The organism is Methanoculleus sp. MH98A (genome assembly GCF_000691865.1).
In the GTDB taxonomy this organism is placed as follows: domain Archaea; phylum Halobacteriota; class Methanomicrobia; order Methanomicrobiales; family Methanoculleaceae; genus Methanoculleus.
In genome coordinates this window covers 1-779 of sequence record NZ_JMIO01000287.1, presented here as the reverse complement: position 1 = coordinate 779, position 779 = coordinate 1, and the positions used below count along the sequence as shown (strand labels likewise).

Annotated in this window: 2 protein-coding genes; both read right to left on the bottom strand. The window is 53.1% G+C overall.

What is annotated here, in order from left to right:
* The coding region (locus tag EI28_RS13000; protein ID WP_048115518.1) for an ester cyclase at positions 1-460 on the bottom strand (460 nt) is incomplete at its 3' end.
* A gap of 69 nt (positions 461-529) precedes the next feature.
* On the bottom strand, positions 530-779 hold a 250-nt coding region (locus tag EI28_RS15225), incomplete at its 5' end, for a hypothetical protein (protein ID WP_231476876.1).

Sequence of the window (779 nt, the reverse complement as noted above, 5' to 3'; positions counted from 1 at the left end):
ATTCTCTACCCGGCATCTTCCGGAAAGAGCTCCTTCCCCTTTTTGTGTATTCGATGACGCCCAGTTGTTTGAGGAAATCCAGTTCCTCATCGACCTCCCATCCCTCTGCAAGTTTGCCGCCGGCTATGCGCCAGATGAAGACCATCGTCATCGTCACCTTCCTGCCGGTAGGAGGCATTGAAACTCCGGAAAGATTCCATTCACCGGTATGCGTCCCCGTAGCGGTAACACGAACCCACACCCTATCCCCTTCGGCGATGATATCCTCGATACGTTCGTGCCAATCGGGAAAGGCAGTGAAAGCCAGCGTAAAGAGCTGTTTGAAGCTGTCTCTGCCCTGCTGTTGATGAGTGTGGTCAACGTAGTCCGGCACTACCAGTTCGTCGAACAGATCCAGGTTTCGGCCGTTATAGGCTTCGATAAAACTGCGAACAATTGCTTTATTCCCTTCCAGCGACATGGAGCATCACTCCTCCCTGAACCCGTTCCCGGCACTTAACGGTTGCTCTCGTCGTGCGACCGTTTGTTTTCAGAACAGTATCCCTGTCGGTTTGCTCAGGATTCCGGATTGGGCGGCTTTTAACCCGTTGGTCTTTCGGCCGGCAGAGAGCTCGATCACTGCCACGACGTGGCATGGCTCTCCCCGTATCGCACCCGATCCCGATAGCGCGACCCAAATCCATAAACTTGTAGAAGTAAAAGAGATTGTAGCATGCTTCCTTCCACGTTTGAGGATTATCTCGAAGCGATCCTCACGATCACGGAAAACAGCGGGCAGT